The organism is Citrobacter meridianamericanus, assembly GCF_041320245.1.
Taxonomy (GTDB): Bacteria; Pseudomonadota; Gammaproteobacteria; order Enterobacterales; family Enterobacteriaceae; genus Citrobacter; species Citrobacter meridianamericanus.
Genome location: NZ_CP101036.1, coordinates 4028136 through 4045824, shown reverse-complemented (window position 1 = coordinate 4045824; position 17689 = coordinate 4028136). Strand labels below are relative to the sequence as shown.

20 protein-coding genes are annotated in these 17689 nt (G+C 52.3%); 10 read left to right on the top strand and 10 right to left on the bottom strand.

Annotated elements, in window-relative coordinates; genetic code table 11:
- Positions 1–13: 13 nt before the first annotated feature.
- Together NMD08_RS19830 and NMD08_RS19825 are read right to left on the bottom strand one after the other, a co-directional pair.
- Entirely contained in the window at positions 14–877 is an 864-nt protein-coding gene (locus tag NMD08_RS19830) for a nucleoside-specific channel-forming protein Tsx (RefSeq protein ID WP_278238051.1), read from the bottom strand.
- Between the two features lie 298 nt (positions 878–1175).
- Positions 1176–1715, bottom strand: coding sequence for a DUF3251 domain-containing protein (locus NMD08_RS19825; protein ID WP_210904715.1), 540 nt, complete (start codon positions 1713–1715; stop codon positions 1176–1178).
- Positions 1716–1869: 154 nt separating this feature from the next.
- Between NMD08_RS19825 and nrdR the strand changes: the two genes are divergently transcribed.
- The 6 genes from nrdR (at position 1870) to pgpA (ending at position 5976) form a co-directional block, all read left to right on the top strand.
- Positions 1870–2319: a transcriptional regulator NrdR gene (nrdR, locus tag NMD08_RS19820; RefSeq protein ID WP_016152032.1), complete on the top strand. Its 450-nt coding sequence runs from the start codon at positions 1870–1872 to the stop codon at positions 2317–2319.
- 3 nt (positions 2320–2322) lie between these two features.
- On the top strand, positions 2323–3426 hold the full coding sequence (ribD, locus tag NMD08_RS19815) for a bifunctional diaminohydroxyphosphoribosylaminopyrimidine deaminase/5-amino-6-(5-phosphoribosylamino)uracil reductase RibD (protein WP_151218614.1): 1104 nt from the start codon (positions 2323–2325) through the stop codon (positions 3424–3426).
- A 90-nt stretch (positions 3427–3516) separates the two neighbouring features.
- Positions 3517–3987, top strand: a complete 471-nt coding sequence (gene ribE, locus NMD08_RS19810; RefSeq protein ID WP_003021575.1) for a 6,7-dimethyl-8-ribityllumazine synthase — start codon at positions 3517–3519, stop codon at positions 3985–3987.
- Positions 3988–4006: 19 nt separating this feature from the next.
- Positions 4007–4426, top strand: coding sequence for a transcription antitermination factor NusB (nusB, locus tag NMD08_RS19805; protein ID WP_000801129.1), 420 nt, complete (start codon positions 4007–4009; stop codon positions 4424–4426).
- A 76-nt stretch (positions 4427–4502) separates the two neighbouring features.
- Positions 4503–5480: a thiamine-phosphate kinase gene (gene thiL / locus NMD08_RS19800; protein WP_151224859.1), complete on the top strand. Its 978-nt coding sequence runs from the start codon at positions 4503–4505 to the stop codon at positions 5478–5480.
- Positions 5458–5976 carry a phosphatidylglycerophosphatase A gene (gene pgpA / locus NMD08_RS19795; protein ID WP_061067419.1) on the top strand — a complete coding sequence of 173 codons (519 nt, stop codon included), beginning with the start codon at positions 5458–5460 and terminating at the stop codon, positions 5974–5976. Before thiL ends, pgpA begins: the two co-directional genes overlap by 23 nt.
- Positions 5977–6059: 83 nt before the next feature.
- Here pgpA and NMD08_RS19790 read toward each other — a convergent pair whose 3' ends face one another.
- Genes NMD08_RS19790 through xseB form a run of 4 tightly spaced genes read right to left on the bottom strand, consistent with a single transcriptional unit; the run spans position 6060 to position 10120 of the window.
- Positions 6060–7034, bottom strand: coding sequence for an aldo/keto reductase (locus tag NMD08_RS19790; protein ID WP_151218615.1), 975 nt, complete (start codon positions 7032–7034; stop codon positions 6060–6062).
- 56 nt (positions 7035–7090) lie between these two features.
- Positions 7091–8953 carry a 1-deoxy-D-xylulose-5-phosphate synthase gene (dxs, locus tag NMD08_RS19785; protein ID WP_370618847.1) on the bottom strand — a complete coding sequence of 621 codons (1863 nt, stop codon included), beginning with the start codon at positions 8951–8953 and terminating at the stop codon, positions 7091–7093.
- A 24-nt stretch (positions 8954–8977) separates the two neighbouring features.
- On the bottom strand, positions 8978–9877 hold the full coding sequence (gene ispA / locus NMD08_RS19780; RefSeq protein ID WP_151218616.1) for a (2E,6E)-farnesyl diphosphate synthase: 900 nt from the start codon (positions 9875–9877) through the stop codon (positions 8978–8980).
- Positions 9878–10120: an exodeoxyribonuclease VII small subunit gene (gene xseB, locus NMD08_RS19775; protein WP_038638224.1), complete on the bottom strand. Its 243-nt coding sequence runs from the start codon at positions 10118–10120 to the stop codon at positions 9878–9880.
- Positions 10121–10328: 208 nt separating this feature from the next.
- Between xseB and thiI the strand changes: the two genes are divergently transcribed.
- Positions 10329–11777, top strand: coding sequence for a tRNA uracil 4-sulfurtransferase ThiI (gene thiI / locus NMD08_RS19770; protein ID WP_005125147.1), 1449 nt, complete (start codon positions 10329–10331; stop codon positions 11775–11777).
- Between the two features lie 65 nt (positions 11778–11842).
- Here thiI and NMD08_RS19765 read toward each other — a convergent pair whose 3' ends face one another.
- The 3 genes from NMD08_RS19765 to panE are packed head-to-tail and all read right to left on the bottom strand — an operon-like array spanning position 11843 to position 14422.
- Positions 11843–12925: a hypothetical protein gene (locus tag NMD08_RS19765; RefSeq protein ID WP_370618845.1), complete on the bottom strand. Its 1083-nt coding sequence runs from the start codon at positions 12923–12925 to the stop codon at positions 11843–11845.
- 32 nt (positions 12926–12957) lie between these two features.
- Positions 12958–13548 carry a protein deglycase YajL gene (gene yajL / locus NMD08_RS19760; protein ID WP_151218618.1) on the bottom strand — a complete coding sequence of 197 codons (591 nt, stop codon included), beginning with the start codon at positions 13546–13548 and terminating at the stop codon, positions 12958–12960.
- Positions 13511–14422, bottom strand: coding sequence for a 2-dehydropantoate 2-reductase (panE, locus tag NMD08_RS19755; RefSeq protein WP_040232714.1), 912 nt, complete (start codon positions 14420–14422; stop codon positions 13511–13513). Before panE ends, yajL begins: the two co-directional genes overlap by 38 nt.
- A gap of 174 nt (positions 14423–14596) precedes the next feature.
- On the opposite strand from panE, the gene NMD08_RS19750 reads away from it, so the two are divergent.
- Positions 14597–15088, top strand: a complete 492-nt coding sequence (locus NMD08_RS19750) for a YajQ family cyclic di-GMP-binding protein (protein ID WP_003831002.1) — start codon at positions 14597–14599, stop codon at positions 15086–15088.
- An 80-nt stretch (positions 15089–15168) separates the two neighbouring features.
- Here NMD08_RS19750 and NMD08_RS19745 read toward each other — a convergent pair whose 3' ends face one another.
- Positions 15169–16533, bottom strand: a complete 1365-nt coding sequence (locus tag NMD08_RS19745; protein ID WP_151218620.1) for an MFS transporter — start codon at positions 16531–16533, stop codon at positions 15169–15171.
- A gap of 235 nt (positions 16534–16768) precedes the next feature.
- Here NMD08_RS19745 and NMD08_RS19740 point away from each other — a divergent pair, with 235 nt between their 5' ends.
- Complete coding sequence (locus tag NMD08_RS19740) at positions 16769–17143, top strand: DUF1493 family protein (RefSeq protein WP_210904719.1); 375 nt, start codon at positions 16769–16771, stop codon at positions 17141–17143.
- Positions 17144–17310: 167 nt separating this feature from the next.
- A complete protein-coding gene (locus tag NMD08_RS19735) occupies positions 17311–17634 on the top strand; it encodes a DUF1493 family protein (protein WP_370618843.1) in 324 nt (107 codons plus the stop codon).
- The last annotated feature ends 55 nt before the right edge of the window (positions 17635–17689 follow it).

Here is a 17689-nt window from a genome sequence, read left to right as displayed (position 1 = left end):
CAGATTTCCTGAATTAGAAGTTGTAACCTACAACCAGGTAACCACCCCAACCGGTAGATTTCGCGCTGAAATCGCCTTCGCCCCAGTTCAGAGTGTCGCCACCTTTCCACTGACCGCCGTTATGGAAGTAACGCGCCACTACGGAGTAGTGCCAGTGATCGTAGTTCAGCGCCAGAACGTGGCTGGAAGCGATAGAGTTGCTGGTGCGGTTCGGATCGTCACCCAAATCTGAGCCCCAGTCGAAGTTGGTGAAGCCGATGTAAGTTAACTGACCGCCCCATACCTGAGTGATCGGCACAAAGTATTTCACTTTGAAACGATAGCCATCCCACTCGTTTTCGTTGGATGCGCCATAGTTCTGCCACTGGTATTTAGCATACACGTTCAGAGACAGGCCCATCGGCAGACCGGTATCGATATCGGTACCCAGACCCATATACCAGGTGCTCTGGCGACTGGCTTTGTTATCACCCATATCGTAGATGTAGTTGTTGGCGAAATACCATTCTTTGAACGGACCAAAGCTCAGGTCAGTGCCGGTCAGTTTGTCGATGGAGAAACGCGGTTCGATTTCCATAAACAGCGGAGAACCGTCAGACCAGATGCCTTTATCGTTGCCGTTACCCCAGTCGAAGGTTTTAGGAATATCGATGTAGCCATAGAAGTCAAACCAGTCTTTTTTGGCAAACGCTTCATATTCCAGATACACGTCGTTGTTCAGTTTCGGGGAGAAACGGGTGTGGTAGCTGCCCACCACGTTGACGCTTTGGTGCCACCAGTCGGACAGATATTGCGGTTTGTCATTTTCTGCTGCGTTGGCAGTAAAAGACGAGGAGAGCGCCAGCACTGCACCGGCTGCAAGTAATGTTTTTTTCATATGTATGCCACTGTTTGAAATCCCTTTCGGGAGTGAAAAATGCGCAATTTGCGTTTCTAAATATTTCGTAATTCTTCGGTGCCTATTATAAAAATCATTGTTCACAAAAATATGTCTTGTTTCACAGTTCTATCATTTACGTAATCGATTGCGTTCACGTTTGCGTACTTTAGGCGGCGAATTGTACTGGCTCTCATCAATGTTGCCAAGTTTTACCAGAAATATCGGTTATGTCAGAGGAGTAACAAAATAGACGGGAGTGATGTTGCGGAACGCACAAAACGTTCCGCAAAAAAGTTTATTGACTAACAGGTTGAACGTCGTGGATGCGAACAAAACCTAACTGTTCGCGAGTGAGACCATTTATCTGCAGCGGAATGTCGACGTCGCTGGGGGCAAGAATACTTGCCGGGGCGTTGACCAATTGGTTGTGAACGTTCACTTCCTGATAGTTGTCCGTGGTACCCTGAATTTGCCCGTATTCGACGGTGGCGCTAAAGGCGGGTAAAGGCGTGTTGGATTCACCCTGAATCCGCAGCGTCAGGCGCGTTCCGTCGGCGTTCGGCGCAATATTTATCAGCGACATGCGTAATGTGCCTATCTGGCTGTCCAGTCGGGCAGGGGTTTTGGAACCTGGCAGCAGATAGACGCCGCTGGTCGATTTTGCGTTCAACATATTTTGCTGGGTAATTTTTACCGTTTCCTGATTGAGCTGCGTCATCTCTTTATTCAACGTGCTAACGCTTTGATGCATCTGGCGTACTTCACTTTGCTGCGCGCAGGCGCTAAGGCTAAAGAGACTTCCCACCAGGAGAATTCTTAGGTAACGTCTTGTCATTGTGATCACTTCCTTTATTGTCGCGATAGCATAATGGTAGTGCGCACTGAGCGCGAAGGCATCGATCCTTTGTCTCAAAAGCGCTGCGCCTTTGTTGTCACGCCAGTTCAGGGTAAAATAGATTTCTGTTAACCACTGAGGTACAGGACGCCGTATGCATTGCCCATTCTGTTTCGCCGTAGACACTAAGGTAATTGACTCTCGTCTTGTCGGCGAGGGCTCCTCAGTACGCCGCCGTCGGCAGTGTCTGGTCTGTAACGAACGTTTCACCACTTTTGAAGTGGCTGAACTTGTCATGCCGCGCGTTGTGAAAAGCAACGATGTGCGTGAACCTTTTAATGAAGATAAGCTGCGCAGCGGCATGCTCAGAGCGCTTGAGAAACGCCCGGTCAGTTCTGATGACGTCGAAATGGCGTTGAACCATATCAAATCACAACTGCGTGCCACTGGCGAGCGTGAGGTGCCGAGCAAGATGATTGGCAACCTGGTGATGGAGCAGTTGAAAAAACTCGATAAAGTCGCCTACATCCGCTTTGCCTCGGTGTACCGTAGTTTCGAAGATATCAAAGAATTTGGCGAAGAGATTGCTCGCCTACAGGACTAAGCCATGCAGGATGAATTGTACATGGCGCGCGCGCTGAAGCTTGCTGCGCGCGGACGTTTTACCACTCACCCCAATCCCAACGTGGGCTGCGTGATTGTTAAAGATGGGCAGATCGTCGGTGAAGGGTATCATCACCGCGCGGGCGAACCGCATGCCGAAGTCCATGCCTTGCGGATGGCGGGAGCAAAAGCGCAAGGGGCAACCGCCTATGTCACGCTTGAACCCTGTAGTCATCATGGGCGTACGCCGCCGTGCTGCGAGGCGCTGATTGCCGCAGGCGTGTCACGTGTGGTTGCCGCGATGCAGGATCCCAATCCGCAGGTAGCAGGTCGTGGGCTCTATCGTTTGCAGCAGGCTGGCATTGACGTCAGCCACGGGCTAATGATGAGCGAGGTTGAGCAGCTTAATAAGGGCTTCCTGAAGCGTATGCGTACGGGATTCCCCTATGTGCAGCTTAAGCTTGGTGCCTCGCTTGATGGACGTACGGCGATGGCCAGCGGTGAAAGCCAGTGGATAACCTCGCCGCAGGCGCGTCGCGATGTGCAACGTTTACGAGCGCAAAGCCATGCTATTTTAACCAGCAGCGCTACGGTATTAGCCGACGACCCTCAGCTTACTGTGCGTTGGTCGGAGCTTGGAGAGTCTACCCAGGCCAGTTACCCGCAGGAAAATCTGCGCCAGCCGATCCGCATTGTTCTTGATAGCCAGAATCAGGTCACGCCGGAGCATCGAATTGTGCAACAGCCAGGAGAAACCTGGATTGCCCGGACTAAAGACGACCCTCGCAGTTGGCCGGAGACGGTGCGTAGCCTGAAAGTGCCGGAACATAACGGGCATCTGGATCTGGTGGTGCTGATGATGCAACTGGGTAAGCAGCAAATTAACAGCATTTGGGTTGAAGCTGGCCCAACGCTGGCGGGCGCGTTACTACAGGCCGGTTTGGTTGATGAGCTAATCGTGTATGTTGCGCCTAAACTGTTAGGCAGCGATGCGCGAGGATTATGTGTGCTTCCAGGCCTTGAGAAACTGGCCGACGCCCCCCATTTCAAATTCAATGAGATACGCCAGGTGGGCCCGGACGTTTGCCTGCATTTAACGACTGCGTGAGGCTTTCTGATTTAGAGGAAGCAGCGCACAGAATATTATGATAAAATCCGCCCCCCTTACGGGGCTATAAATCGAACCCGAAGGAAGAATATGAACATTATTGAAGCTAACGTTGCTACCCCGGACGCTCGCGTCGCCATCACCATTGCGCGTTTCAACAACTTTATCAATGACAGCCTGCTGGAAGGTGCGATCGACGCCCTGAAACGTATTGGTCAGGTTAAAGATGAAAACATTACCGTTGTTTGGGTTCCTGGTGCCTATGAGCTGCCGCTGGCGGCTGACGCTCTGGCGAAAACCGGTAAATACGACGCGGTGATTGCGCTCGGTACGGTGATCCGTGGCGGTACCGCGCACTTCGAATATGTGGCTGGCGGTGCAAGCAATGGCTTGGCGCATGTCGCTCAGGACAGCGGCATTCCGGTAGCCTTCGGTGTTCTGACCACCGAAAGTATTGAACAAGCCATCGAACGTGCTGGCACTAAAGCCGGTAACAAAGGCGCAGAAGCTGCACTGACTGCGCTTGAAATGATTAATGTATTGAAAGCCATCAAGGCCTGATTTTTGTAAGGGGAAATCCGTGAAACCTGCTGCTCGTCGCCGCGCCCGTGAGTGTGCCGTCCAGGCGCTCTACTCCTGGCAGTTGTCCCAGAACGACATCGCTGATGTTGAATACCAGTTCCTGGCGGAACAGGACGTAAAAGATGTCGACGTTCTGTATTTCCGTGAACTGCTGTCCGGGGTGGCGACTAACAGCGCGTACCTGGATGGCTTAATGAAGCCTTACCTGTCTCGCCTGTTGGAAGAGCTGGGTCAGGTAGAAAAAGCCGTGCTGCGTATTGCGCTGTTTGAACTGTCTAAGCGTAGCGATGTGCCATACAAAGTGGCCATCAATGAAGCGATTGAACTGGCGAAAACCTTCGGCGCTGAAGACAGCCACAAATTCGTGAACGGTGTACTGGATAAAGCAGCACCTGTGATTCGCCCCAACAAAAAGTAATTCCGAGGCCGGTCGGATGGTGGAACGTGTTTCCACTATCCCCGGCTTTTTCTTTTTTTCTGCTGAGGCATAACGTATGGCATGTGGCGAATTTTCCCTGATTGCCCGTTATTTTGACCGCGTAAGAACCTCTCGTCTTGATGTCGAAACCGGTATTGGCGACGATTGCGCACTCTTGAATATCCCTGAAAAACAGACGCTGGCGATCAGTACCGATACGCTGGTGGCTGGCAACCACTTCCTCCCTGACATTGATCCCACCGATCTCGCCTGGAAAGCGCTGGCGGTGAATTTGAGCGATCTGGCGGCGATGGGGGCGGACCCTGCATGGCTGACGTTAGCACTCACGTTACCTGAAGTCGATGAAGCCTGGCTTGAAGCCTTCAGCGATGGCCTGTTTGAACTGCTTAATTACTATGATATGCAGCTGATTGGCGGTGACACCACGCGTGGGCCACTGGCGATGACGCTGGGTATCCATGGCTACGTTCCTGTCGGACGGGCCTTAAAACGCTCCGGAGCGAAACCGGGAGACTGGATTTATGTGACTGGCACACCGGGCGACAGCGCGGCGGGGCTGGCGATTTTACAGAATCGGTTGCAGGTTGGAGATGCAAAAGACGCAGACTATCTGCTTAAACGTCATCTGCGGCCAACGCCGCGCATCTTGCAGGGTCAAGCCCTGCGCGATCTTGCCAGTGCGGCTATCGATATTTCTGACGGCCTGATCTCCGATCTCGGGCACATTATTAATGCCAGCGGCTGCGGCGCGCGGGTTAACGTTGATGCGCTGCCTTACTCTCCGGCATTTGCCCAACACGTGGAATCGGAACAAGCGCTGCGCTGGGCGCTCTCGGGTGGTGAAGATTATGAGTTATGCTTTACTGTACCGGAAATTAACCGTGGCGCGCTGGACGTCGCGCTGGGGAATCTCGGCGCATCGTTTACCTGTATCGGGCAGATGAGCGCGGATGTGGAAGGTATTCACTTTACGCGCGACGGAAAACCCGTCACGTTCGACTGGAAAGGATATGACCATTTTGCCGCGCCTTAAAAAAGATGTCGCCAAAAGTCGCCTGAGCATGCGCAACCCGTGGCATCTGTTGGCCACCGGTTTTGGCAGTGGGCTGAGTCCAATTGTTCCTGGCACGATGGGATCGCTGGCGGCGATCCCATTTTGGTATTTAATGACGTTTTTGCCGTGGCAACTGTATTCACTGGTGGTCATGTTGTCTATCTGTATTGGCGTTTATCTGTGCCATCAAACGGCGAAAGATATGGGCGTGCACGATCACGGCAGCATTGTCTGGGACGAGTTTGTCGGGATGTGGATAACCCTGATGGCGCTTCCGACCAATGACTGGCGGTGGGTTGCTGCGGGTTTTGTGATTTTCCGTATTCTGGATATGTGGAAACCGTGGCCGATCCGCTGGTTCGATCGCAACGTGCATGGCGGAACGGGGATCATGATCGATGATATTGTGGCCGGGATACTTTCTGCCGGGATCCTCTATTTTATCGGCCATCACTGGCCGGTAGGTATCATTTAAATGCCTTTGCCGGATGGCCGCGTAAATGCCTCATTCGGCCTACAAACGGCCCGATAAGCGCAGCGCTATCGGGCATTGCCAGATTATTTAAATCCCACCACCGGATGCTGTTTGTACGGCGTTTCCAGCTCGGCGATCTGCTCCGGCTTCAGTGTTAAATCCACCGCATTAAGCAATTCATCCAGCTGTTCCTCACGAGACGTACCGATAATCGGTGCGGCCACACCGGGTTTGCTCAGCAGCCAGGCCAGTGCGACCTGTGCCCGCGTGACGCCTAATTCCTCACTGATACCGGCGAGCCGTGCGGCAATTTGTGCATCGTTTTCATCGCTCTCGTTGTACAAATTTTTACCGACTTCATCAGAAACCAGACGTGCAGTGGTTTCTCCCCAGGGGCGTGTCAGGCGACCACGCGCCAGTGGACTCCATGGGATCACCGCCACGCCTTCCTGATAGCAAAGCGGCAGCATTTCGCGTTCTTCTTCGCGATAAATCAGGTTGTAGTGATCCTGCATGCTTACGAACTGCGCCCAGCCGTGTTGTTTCTGTAAGGCCAGCGCCTGAGCAAACTGCGAAGCGTGCATGGATGAGGCGCCGATATAGCGCGCTTTACCGGCTTTAACAACGTCGTTCAGAGCTTCCAGCGTTTCTTCGATTGGCGTGTTGTAATCCCAACGGTGAATTTGCAGGATGTCGACATACTCCATACCCAGACGTCTGAGGCTGTCATCGATCGAGCGCAGGATTTGTGCGCGGGATAATCCTTCTGCTAAATCATCAACCTGGTGAAAAACCTTGGTGGCGACCACGACATCTTCGCGGCGGGTGAAATCACGCAGCGCGCGACCGAGAATCTCTTCGCTACTGCCAGCGGAGTAACTGTTGGCGGTATCGAAAAAGTTAATGCCACCCTCAAGGGCATGTTTGATTATCGGGCGGCTGCTTTCTTCAGGTAGCGTCCAGGCGTGATTGCCGCGATGGGGTTCGCCAAACGTCATGCAGCCCAGGCAAAGGCGGGAGACACGAAGGTCGGTTTTTCCTAAGGTGTTGTATTTCATCAATCCACTCCTGCTTAGCTCGTGATGAGTTAAGCATAGCAGGAGCGGAGAGGGGATTATGCCAGCCAGGCCTTGATTTTGGTCTCAATGCCAGCGGCATCAAGACCCAGATCGGCGCGAGCCTCCTCCTGAGTCCCCTGCGGGATGAAGAAATCAGGCAGGCCAATGTTCAGTACCGGAACGGGCTTGCGATGAGCCATCAGCACTTCGTTTACGCCGCTGCCAGCACCGCCCATAATGGCGTTCTCTTCAATGGTGACCAGCACTTCGTGTTGAACTGCCATTTCCAGGATCAGCGTTTCATCCAGCGGTTTCACAAAGCGCATATCCACCAGCGTGGCGTTCAGCGACTCGGCGACCTGAGCGGCTTCCGGCATCAGGGTACCGAAGTTGAGAATCGCGACTTTCTCTCCGTGACGTTTCACTATACCTTTCCCGATAGGCAGTTGTTCCAGCGGCGCCAGCTCAACGCCCACCGCGTTACCGCGCGGATAGCGCACTACCGTTGGACCATCGTTATAGTGATAGCCAGTGAACAGCATCTGGCGACATTCGTTCTCATCGCTTGGGGTCATAATGACCATTTCCGGGATGCAGCGCAGGAAGGAGAGATCGAACGCCCCCTGGTGGGTTTGTCCATCTGCACCAACGATACCCGCCCGGTCAACGGCGAACAGGACTGGCAGTTTCTGAATGGCGACATCATGCAGCACCTGATCGTAAGCGCGTTGCAGGAAGGTAGAGTAAATAGCCACGACCGGCTTATAGCCGCCAATCGCCAGACCGGCAGCAAACGTCACCGCGTGCTGCTCAGCAATTGCCACATCGAAGTAGCGGTCCGGGAACTTACGTGAGAATTCCACCATGCCGGAACCTTCGCGCATCGCCGGGGTGATCGCCATCAGCTTATTGTCTTTCGCCGCGGTCTCGCACAGCCAGTCACCGAAGATTTTTGAATAGCTTGGCAGGCCGCCGCTACTTTTCGGCAGGCATCCGCTGGACGGATCGAATTTGGGTACCGCGTGGAAGGTAATTGGATCTTTTTCCGCTGGCTCGTAGCCACGACCTTTTTTGGTCATGATGTGCAGGAACTGTGGACCTTTCAGATCGCGCATGTTCTTCAGCGTAGTGATAAGCCCCAGCACGTCGTGACCATCCACCGGGCCGATATAGTTAAAGCCCAGCTCTTCAAACAGCGTACCCGGAACAACCATGCCTTTGATGTGTTCTTCGGTACGTTTGAGCAGCTCTTTAATCGGCGGTACGCCGGAGAACACTTTCTTTCCGCCTTCGCGCAGCGAAGAGTAAAGTTTGCCGGAGAGCAATTGCGCCAGGTGGTTATTCAGCGCGCCGACGTTTTCTGAGATCGACATTTCGTTGTCGTTCAGAATAACCAACATGTCGGGCTTAATATCGCCCGCGTGGTTCATCGCTTCAAACGCCATGCCAGCGGTGATGGCGCCGTCGCCAATCACGCAGACGGTACGACGTTCTTTGCCTTCTTTCTCGGCGGCAACCGCAATACCGATGCCAGCGCTGATAGAGGTCGAGGAGTGTCCGACGCTCAGTACGTCATACTCGCTCTCACCGCGCCACGGGAACGGATGCAAACCGCCTTTTTGGCGAATCGTACCGATTTTATCGCGACGGCCGGTCAGAATTTTGTGTGGGTAAGCCTGATGTCCCACATCCCAGATTAACTGGTCAAACGGGGTGTTGTAGACGTAGTGCAGCGCGACGGTGAGTTCCACCGTGCCCAGACCAGAGGCGAAGTGCCCGCTGGAACGGCTTACGCTGTCGAGCAAATAGCGGCGCAGTTCGTCGCAAAGCTTTGGCAGGCTCTCTTTTGGCAGCAGGCGTAACTCCTGGGGGGAGTCGACCAGCGCCAGGGTCGGGTATTTGGCTATATCAAAACTCATCGCAAGCTCATGGGATATGTTGGTTTATTTATCACGCTGGATTATATAGTCCGCTAGCGCTTCCAGTGCCGAGGTATCGAGTGACTGTGCGGCCAGCAGATTCAGCGACTGGCGGGCATCTTCGATTAAATCCCGGGCTTTATTCCGGGCTTGCTCAAGACCCAGAAGTGCAGGATAGGTACTTTTGCCAAGCTGCTGGTCAGCACCCTGACGTTTACCCAATATTGCAGTATCGCCCACCACATCCAGGATGTCATCCTGAACCTGGAAAGCCAGGCCGATGCTTTCTGCATATTTGTCGAGTGTTGCCAGGCATTCTCGCCCTTTGTCACCTGCGCTTAATGCCCCCAAACGTACGGCGGCGCGAATCAATGCCCCGGTTTTGTGGCGGTGAATACGCTCCAGCGCATCCAGCTCAACCTGATGGCCTTCGGCTGCCAGATCCAGTGCCTGGCCGCCGCACATTCCGGCGATACCGCTGGCCTGGGCCAGTTCAGAGATCATCGCGATGCGGTCACGGTCAGACACTTCCGGCATCGGGGCGTCGCTGATAATGGAGAACGCCAGCGTTTGCAGCGCATCTCCGGCGAGGATCGCGTTTGCCTCGCCAAATTTTACGTGGCAGGTCGGCAGACCGCGGCGCAGGTCATCGTCGTCCATCGCGGGTAAATCATCGTGCATCAACGAATAAGCATGGATGCACTCGACGGCTGCCGCGGGAGCATCAAGCGTACTCAGGCTGACGCCAAACATCTGACCGGTCGCGTACACCAGAAACGGGCGCAGACGTTTACCGCCTAATAATGCGCCATATTGCATGGTTTCGACCACGGGAGTGTTCTGAAAGGGCAGTGGCGCGATAAAACGGCTCAGTGCCTGATTGGCCTGCTCAACGCAAGCCTGTAGCTGCTGCGTAAAATCCATTTACTCATTATCCGGTGTAAAAGGCGTAAGGGCGGCGTCTTCAGTATCTGACAGCAGGATTTGCACGCGCTGTTCAGCCTGTTGCAATTTAACCTGTCCCTGACGCGCCAACTGTACGCCTCGTTCGAATTCGTTCAGCGCTTCTTCCAGCGGCAGGTCGCCGCTTTCCAGGCGGGTAACAATCTGTTCCAGCTCGCTCAGCGCTGTTTCAAAACTGGCTGGCGCTTCATTTTTCTTCGGCATAATGAATGTCTGACTCTCTGTATTGGCAGCACAAGACTATGGTAACGGACTCGCACTGATAAGCAAATAACGCGCAATGGTAAGGCGATGTGCACAGGATGACCATGATGGTGGTATACTTGCGCGCCTGGATGCAGCCGCAGGGTATGGGCTGCTGTATTTTTTTCCATTACAAGTCATTCAGACTTGCCAAAGAACCATTGCCGCCATGAAGTTTATCATTAAATTGTTCCCAGAAATCACCATCAAAAGCCAATCTGTGCGTTTGCGCTTTATAAAAATTCTGACAGGGAACATTCGTAACGTTTTAAAGCACTATGATGAAGACCTTGCCGTTGTCCGTCACTGGGATCACGTTGAGGTTCGCGCGAAAGATGAAAGCCAACGCCTGGACATTCGCGACGCGCTAACCCGTATTCCGGGGATCCACCATATTCTCGAAGTAGAAGACGTGCCGTTTACCGATATGCACGATATTTTCGAGAAAGCGCTGGTACAGTATCGCGATCAACTGGAAGGTAAGACCTTCTGCGTTCGCGTCAAACGTCGCGGTAAGCATGAGTTTAGCTCTATTGAGGTGGAACGCTATGTTGGCGGTGGACTGAACCAGCATATTGAATCCGCGCGCGTGAAGCTGACGAAGCCGGACGTGACGGTGAATCTTGAAATCGAAAACGACCGCCTGTTGCTGGTTAAAGGCCGCTATGAAGGTATCGGCGGTTTCCCGATAGGGACACAGGAAGACGTACTGTCGCTGATCTCGGGTGGTTTCGACTCCGGCGTGTCCAGCTACATGCTGATGCGTCGCGGCTGCCGCGTACACTATTGCTTCTTCAACCTGGGCGGGGCAGCGCATGAAATCGGCGTTCGCCAGGTGGCGCATTATCTGTGGAACCGCTTTGGTAGCTCGCATCGCGTGCGTTTTGTTGCCATCAACTTTGAGCCGGTAGTGGGCGAGATCCTGGAGAAAGTCGACGACGGTCAGATGGGCGTGGTCCTCAAACGTATGATGGTACGCGCGGCGTCGAAAGTCGCTGAGCGCTACGGCGTACAGGCGCTGGTAACCGGTGAAGCGCTGGGCCAGGTGTCCAGCCAGACGCTGACCAACCTGCGCCTGATCGATAACGTTTCTGACACCCTGATCCTGCGACCGCTTATCTCCCATGATAAAGAGCACATTATCAATCTGGCACGTGAAATTGGTACCGAGGACTTTGCCCGTACTATGCCGGAATACTGCGGCGTGATTTCAAAAAGCCCGACGGTGAAAGCAATTAAGGCGAAGATTGAGGCCGAAGAAGAAAACTTCGATTTCTCGATCCTCGATAAAGTGGTTGAAGAAGCGAACAATATCGATATTCGTGATATCGCCCAGCAGACGCAGCAGACCGTGGTGGAAGTGGAAACCGTGAGCGGCTTCGGCCCGAACGATGTGATTCTGGATATCCGCTCTGTGGATGAACAGGATGACAAACCGCTGAAGGTTGACGGCGTGGACGTCGTTTCTCTGCCGTTCTACAAGCTGAGCACCAAATTCGGCGATCTGGATCAGAGCAAAACCTGGCTGCTATGGTGTGAACGCGGGGTGATGAGCCGTCTGCAGGCGCTTTACCTGCGCGAGCAGGGCTTTGAAAACGTGAAGGTGTATCGCCCATAATTGAGCAAACACCATGTTGAAGGCCGGATATGGCGGTTACGCCGCCATCCGGCAATACAACGTTATTATTCAAAACGCATGGGAAGCGTTTTCCCGTTCGACTCCCAGACGCCCTGATAAACCCCGTCTTTTAAATCCAGTGTTATTTTCTCTTGCGATTGTTCAGCTGCAGACGTCTTCAGTTCATAATGTTGATTATCGGCCGTATCGCACTTACCGGTTAATTCAATCGGTGCGCCAAATTTCTGGTAAAAGTAAGCCCCGTCAAAAAAATCACCGTATTTGCACTCCACCTTCAACACAATACGCATGCTTTTTCCCAGCGTGCCGTACATCACCTTGCCGTCAATGCCGGGGGCGGGCTCAACCGGTGTTGTACTCTTTGCGCCAGTCAGATACTGGCCGTATGACGTGAGCTGATTATGCAGTTCTGCGGTAGGTATTTTCGTGGTGAAATCGCCCAGATCGTCGAGCGCACGGCTGGCATGGTTGCTACAGCGTCCATTCAGGAAGGCCAGATGGTCTTTTTGCAGAGAGAATTTATCGATGTAGTACAAACCGTCGGTGTAGGTTGCGCATGATGCGTAGAATTCGGCGTAGTCAAAATCATCGCCTTTCTCTTCTTTTATTTGCGCCGACGTCTGCGATTTATGCGCATCAACAAAGGTGTCGATTTGGCCACGGATATCTTTTCTGATGCGGGTATTTAATTCGGCCATCGTAGAGCGGGAAAAGAGATCGTTGAGGGTAATTGCTGCGCCGTTGGCTAAATCGAAGCTGAGCGGTACATTGTACGATTCACAATACGCGCCGCACCCTTCGACAAACATGTTCAGAGTTAGAACTTTGGCGTCGCGATACTCAACCGTGTAGTCAAGGTTTGCGGTGGGGTTTCTCTCTGATTTCGCAAACTGGTTCACTGTTGTTTGTGGATTGTTACCCGGTAGCTGATTGATAAAGCTTGCGAAAATATAATCGTTAATGCGTTTAGCGACCTGAGGGTTATCCGTTGAAGTAAACCACGGCACGCGATACTGTATCTCAGCGCTTGCGGGGTAGCGATATTCAAGGTTTTTTATTTCAAGTTGCGTTGCTGCGGCGTAGCCGGAAAGGAGCAGTAAAGCCACTGCGCTCAGATATCCTTTCATTCTTATTCCTTGTAGGTAAGTGGCCTGAAGATTTATTCGTAGTAGTTATAAATTCCCGCAGCCATCACCAGCTGTGACGCTACCTCATGGGCTTTTTCACGACTAACCAACAGATCAATGATTTTTAAACCGAAATCGATGGAGGTTCCCGGTCCCTGGCTGGTTAACAGGTTAACGCGCGGATCCCACACGACGCGCTTGTCCTGCCATTGCTCCGCGGGGATCTTGTCTTTCAGCGCCGGGTAGCCGGTCATGTTGCCGATGGGAAAAATGTCGTGTGGGACGAGGACGGTCGCGGCAGCGGCGCAGATTGCCGCGACTATGCGTCCGGAGCGATGAAACTGTTTCACGGTTTCGACCAGCAGGGGACTGTCGCGAAAGCACTCGGTGCCTTTGACACCACCGGGCAGCACGATGATGTCGAAATCGCCGTCGGCAACTTCGACTAATGGCGCATCCGCCAGCAGTTTCACACCGCGCGAGCACACGATCGTCAGGTTGCCATCGCTGGCGACGCTGGCGGTTGTGACCTTAATTCCGCCGCGAACCAGCAGATCGATAGTAGTAACTGCTTCGGTTTCTTCACTACCAGGGGCGAGACATACCAGTGCTTGAGCGCTCATACTCACTTTCCTTTCTTTTAACCATTTCAAACAGGCGGGCATTTTCCGGAACGGCGATGCCGTGCGCGCGTGCGCGTTTTAACAAATAACCGGTAATGTAGTCGATCTCGGTATGACGCATGGCGCGAATGTCCTGCAGCATAGATGAGATATTTTCCGCCGTACTGTCAATCACTTGCTCGACATAATAGCGTAAATCATCCGCTGATGTGTGGTGGCCTTCGCGTTCGATCACCGCTGCCACTTCCTCGCAGATGAGCGCTATTTTTTCCGGATGGTGGCGTAACTCACCGTTTGGGCAATCCCATAATGCGGTCAGCGGGTTAATGACGCAGTTGACGGCCAGCTTGCGCCACAGCTCGGCGCGAATAGTGTTGTGCCAGGCGACGTCCGGCAGCACCTCTTGCAGGGTTTCAGCCAGATAGCTGAAATCTCCGTCTTGCTCACGCGCCGGTCCAATACGCGTTGTTCCCTGAGCGACATGAATGATGACGTTCCCGTCACGGCGCGCTGCGTGGGTGGTGGTACCCATCAGCAAGGGTTGCTTAATGTTATGTAACTCTTCAATCGTGCCCATGCCGTTGTGAATAAGCAGAATGGGCGTGGTTTCAGGCAGAATTGCGGCCAGGCCTTTTACCGCATCAGAAACCTGCCAGGCTTTCAGGGTGACCAGCAGCAGGTCGCTTTTTGCCAAAAAGTCGGGGTCGTTTGCCGTCAGGGATTCATTAAAAACTGAGCCATCCGTGTCGATCAGGTTTACGCTGCAGTAGGGTTGCGGTACGCGCAGCCACCCTTGCACCTCATGTCCATGTTTGCACAGTGCTGTAAGCCATAGCTGTCCTAACGCTCCACATCCCAGTACGGTAATTTTCATTCTTCCTCCTCACCTGCAACAACACCAGGTGTTAATCCATTTCGACCGCACCCCATTATTGTTCGCAGATGTCACTACCACGTACAATGAAGGGATACAGCCTAGTATAGCGCTGTCTGTTGAGTAACTTTGCAGGTATTATGCTTTGCATCAAAAATGAAGGGAGAGGAAAAGATGCCATCTTTCGATATTGTCTCTGAAGTTGATCTTCAGGAAGCCCGTAACGCGGTGGATAACGCCAGCCGTGAAGTCGAGTCACGCTTTGATTTTCGTGGCGTTGAAGCCACTTTTGAGCTGAATGAGTCAAATAAGACGATTAAGGTGCTGAGCGAGTCTGATTTCCAGGTCAATCAGCTGCTGGATATTTTACGTGCAAAGCTGCTGAAACGCGGTATTGAAGGCACGTCGCTGGACGTACCAGAGACCTTCGTGCACAGCGGTAAAACCTGGTTTGTTGAAGCTAAGCTGAAGCAGGGCATTGAAAGCGCGGTGCAAAAGAAAATCGTTAAGCTGATCAAAGACAGCAAGCTGAAAGTGCAGGCGCAGATTCAAGGCGAAGAAATTCGTGTGACCGGTAAGGCGCGTGACGATCTGCAATCCGTCATGGCGCTGGTTCGCGGCGGCGATCTCGGCCAGCCGTTCCAGTTTAAGAACTTCCGCGATTAAGTCGTAATGCCTGATCCGGCCTACAGGTCGCACATGCTATTTGTAGGCCGGACAAGACGATAGTCACCATTCGGCACTCTTCACGCCTGGCTTATCGCTTGCTCAACTTCGAATCGATTGGTCACTTTGCTGTCGATTTTCACGTAGGCTGAATGCTCTTTCGCCACGATTAACACTTCGCTTATCCCTTCTTTCGCCAACAGACGCTGCTTCAACGTGTCATCCGCGGCAATTTCTGGTGGGATTTCCACGCGCAGGCTGCTGACGTAAGGCGGTTCTTTCATTGTGCTTGCCACCAGTAACCAAATGGCTGCCAGCAGCGCGCCAGCCAGGAATACGGCCTGACCATCAAACATTTCGACCACCCAACCACCGAGTGAACCGCCAATCGCCACGCCAAGAAACTGGCTGGTGGAGTAAACGCCCATCGCCGTGCCTTTATAACCTGCAGGTGATTCTTTGCTGATAAGCGAGGGGAGAAGGGCTTCCATCAGGTTAAAGGCGAGGAAGAAGATCTGCACGCCCGCAATCAGACCCCAGAAACGCACGTTAGCGCTCCATAATACGATCTCTGCGATAAGGATCAGTAACACGCAGGCGAGGAACACGCGTTTCATCTTGCGCTTCACTTCGGCGTAAATGATGAACGGCACCACGGAAACAAAAGACAGCAGCATCGTCACCAGATAAATTTTCCAGTGTTCTGCGGCGGGGAAACCGGCTTTCGCCAGTTGTCCTGGTAACGCGACGAAAGTGGACATCAACAAAATGTGCAGGCACATGATGCCGAAGTTGAGCTTCAGCAGTTTAGGCTCCGCCAGCACTTTGCTGAAGCTGCCTTTTACCATGCCCGACTCGCGGTTCAGCACGTGGTTGGTACTATTGGGAACGACCCAAATAGTCAGCACGATACCCGTGGTGGCAAGAGCGGCAATCATCCAAAACAGCGCGTGGAGCCCCAGCGCATGGGTAACGATGGGCCCCAGCACCATCGCAATGGCAAAGGTGATACCAAAGCTGACGCCGATAAACGCCATCGCTTTGGTGCGGTTTTGCTCGCGGGTTAAGTCGGACAACAGCGCCATTACGGCGGCGGCAATTGCGCCAGAGCCTTGTAGGGCGCGGCCAAGAATAATTCCCCAGATAGAATCGGAGAGCGCGGCAATCACGCTGCCGAGAACGAATACCGCCAGTCCGCCGACGATAAGCGGCTTACGGCCGATGCGGTCAGAGAGTAAACCAAAGGGGATCTGGAAGACGGCTTGCGCCAGGCCATAAATGCCGATGGCAAGGCCTATCAGCGCTTCGCTGGCACCCTGTAGCGCCATGCCGTACGTGGTCAGAACTGGCAGAACCATAAACATGCCAAGCATGCGCAACGAGAATACGGTCCCTAAACCCCAGGTGGCGCGCAACTCACCGGGCGTCATTTTGTAATCGTTCATTCCCACCTCTGTATTAATTTCGCGCCTAGTGTAAAGCGGGGAAGGAATGGGGTAAACCTCTACGATATGTGGAATTGTGTAGCACGGAAACTTAAATAGTTACGGTTGCAACTAATTTACTTGCGATAATTACAGGTGTAGTCTTTTTGTGGTTATTACTAATGGAAACAGGGAAAAGGAAAATGGTATTTCGTAATAAATATCACCAATTGATTCAGGCTGATGACGGTATTCAATGGACATCATTCTAATGAGTATTCAAGACGATGTGTTAAAGCTTTTCAGGGAAGAAATACCCGGGTATTTGGATGAAAACTGGAAAGAGGTTCCTTTAGAACTCGACTCAGAACTATTTGATGTCCCCGGTGATGACCTCCACAGTGCTCTGACTCGATATGAGAAAGAGTTTAAAGTCGATTTATCATGTGTGAACTGGAAACCGTATTATCCGTGGCACAATTTGCCACTATTCACTAGATGGTTCAAAGCTAAATGGGAAGAAGTAGAAGGCACACGTTTACCTTTAACCGTAAGGATGTTTGCGGAGTCAGCAAAGGCGGGGAAATGGTTGTTTGAGATCTGGCCTGATGAACAAAAAGACGAGACCTGATGCTGTCAAAATCGGGTAGTAAATAAAAAGGATGCCGAAGTACCCTTTTAGCATTCGCTGAATTTACCCAACCAAGGTCAACAGGGTGTATGAATAATACATCATAAAGTCTAATGATATCATGATATTAGTACGACTAAAGATCGCATACAGTGGACATCCTTCTGATGAGAAATTATGAAGCTGAAGTTATTGAGTACATCATGAAGAATTACCCAATCAGGGAACGTTGGTTCAGACCTGGTCTTAAGCAGGTCACTAAACAATGGACCCTTGAGGATGATTTTCAGTTTGTTCCGGAAGATGCGTATGATTTTTTAGCTGATTTATTTGAGCATTTTGATATTGAATATTCGAAGTTTGATGGAAGGAATTATATTGAACAAGAATCCCCTTTCTGGCGAAAAGATCCTCCTGAAATTGAGTTGAAGCCTTTGACAGTAGGTATGATTATTGAATCAGCAAAGGCTGGGAAATGGCTTTACGACTGAATAACATTCCTGCCAATAAAAAGGGTGCCAGAGCACCCTTTTCGTATCTGCAGAT

Excerpts from the sequence above, each read along its gene's own strand:
- NMD08_RS19830 (WP_278238051.1), bottom strand. The coding sequence starts at position 877 with ATGAAAAAAACATTACTTGCAGCCGGTGCAGTGCTGGCGCTCTCCTCG.
- NMD08_RS19825 (WP_210904715.1), bottom strand. The coding sequence starts at position 1,715 with ATGACAAGACGTTACCTAAGAATTCTCCTGGTGGGAAGTCTCTTTAGC.
- nrdR (WP_016152032.1), top strand. The coding sequence starts at position 1,870 with ATGCATTGCCCATTCTGTTTCGCCGTAGACACTAAGGTAATTGACTCT.
- ribD (WP_151218614.1), top strand. The coding sequence starts at position 2,323 with ATGCAGGATGAATTGTACATGGCGCGCGCGCTGAAGCTTGCTGCGCGC.
- ribE (WP_003021575.1), top strand. The coding sequence starts at position 3,517 with ATGAACATTATTGAAGCTAACGTTGCTACCCCGGACGCTCGCGTCGCC.
- thiL (WP_151224859.1), top strand. The coding sequence starts at position 4,503 with ATGGCATGTGGCGAATTTTCCCTGATTGCCCGTTATTTTGACCGCGTA.
- pgpA (WP_061067419.1), top strand. The coding sequence starts at position 5,458 with ATGACCATTTTGCCGCGCCTTAAAAAAGATGTCGCCAAAAGTCGCCTG.
- NMD08_RS19790 (WP_151218615.1), bottom strand. The coding sequence starts at position 7,034 with ATGAAATACAACACCTTAGGAAAAACCGACCTTCGTGTCTCCCGCCTT.
- dxs (WP_370618847.1), bottom strand. The coding sequence starts at position 8,953 with ATGAGTTTTGATATAGCCAAATACCCGACCCTGGCGCTGGTCGACTCC.
- ispA (WP_151218616.1), bottom strand. The coding sequence starts at position 9,877 with ATGGATTTTACGCAGCAGCTACAGGCTTGCGTTGAGCAGGCCAATCAG.
- xseB (WP_038638224.1), bottom strand. The coding sequence starts at position 10,120 with ATGCCGAAGAAAAATGAAGCGCCAGCCAGTTTTGAAACAGCGCTGAGC.
- thiI (WP_005125147.1), top strand. The coding sequence starts at position 10,329 with ATGAAGTTTATCATTAAATTGTTCCCAGAAATCACCATCAAAAGCCAA.
- NMD08_RS19765 (WP_370618845.1), bottom strand. The coding sequence starts at position 12,925 with ATGAAAGGATATCTGAGCGCAGTGGCTTTACTGCTCCTTTCCGGCTAC.
- yajL (WP_151218618.1), bottom strand. The coding sequence starts at position 13,548 with ATGAGCGCTCAAGCACTGGTATGTCTCGCCCCTGGTAGTGAAGAAACC.
- panE (WP_040232714.1), bottom strand. The coding sequence starts at position 14,422 with ATGAAAATTACCGTACTGGGATGTGGAGCGTTAGGACAGCTATGGCTT.
- NMD08_RS19750 (WP_003831002.1), top strand. The coding sequence starts at position 14,597 with ATGCCATCTTTCGATATTGTCTCTGAAGTTGATCTTCAGGAAGCCCGT.
- NMD08_RS19745 (WP_151218620.1), bottom strand. The coding sequence starts at position 16,533 with ATGAACGATTACAAAATGACGCCCGGTGAGTTGCGCGCCACCTGGGGT.
- NMD08_RS19740 (WP_210904719.1), top strand. The coding sequence starts at position 16,769 with ATGGACATCATTCTAATGAGTATTCAAGACGATGTGTTAAAGCTTTTC.
- NMD08_RS19735 (WP_370618843.1), top strand. The coding sequence starts at position 17,311 with ATGAGAAATTATGAAGCTGAAGTTATTGAGTACATCATGAAGAATTAC.